Source organism: Acinetobacter portensis, from assembly GCF_009372215.1.
In the GTDB taxonomy this organism is placed as follows: domain Bacteria; phylum Pseudomonadota; class Gammaproteobacteria; order Pseudomonadales; family Moraxellaceae; genus Acinetobacter; species Acinetobacter portensis.
This window is the reverse complement of sequence record NZ_LWRV01000008.1, coordinates 1-472: the sequence shown is the minus strand read 5'-3', so window position 1 is coordinate 472 and position 472 is coordinate 1. Positions and strand designations below refer to the sequence as shown.

Genomic DNA, 472 nt, shown 5'->3' with positions numbered 1-472 from the left:
TATGAAGGAAGTCTATTGAATAAATATAGTGGGTATAAGGAACATTAAATGCGTTTAATGATTACAGGTGGGGCTGGCTTTATTGGTTCGGCAGTTATAAGACATATAATAAAAAATACGAATCATGAAGTGTTAAACGTAGATAAACTTACTTATGCGGGTAATTTGGAATCACTTGTTTCGGTTGCAAATAATGAGCGTTATACATTTAGCCAGACAGATATTTGTGATCGAACCGCTTTAGATCAATTATTCGCAGATTATCAGCCTGATGCTGTAATGCATTTAGCAGCAGAATCACATGTAGATCGTTCTATTACTGGCCCTTTTGCCTTTATTGAAACGAATATTATTGGCACGTATCAACTTCTAGAAGCAAGTCGTCATTATTGGAATTCTTTAGAAGAAACTATGAACCGTACCGGGTTTGTCGGAGAGTTTTTTATTTAAGTTAGGCCACCTGACCTAACGG

At 36.2% G+C, this 472-nt stretch carries 1 pseudogene; it reads left to right on the top strand.

The features are described from left to right. Positions 1–48: 48 nt before the first annotated feature. Positions 49–408 (top strand): annotated as a pseudogene (locus A6M14_RS00730) (GDP-mannose 4,6-dehydratase); the annotation flags it as partial. Positions 409–472 lie beyond the last annotated feature (64 nt).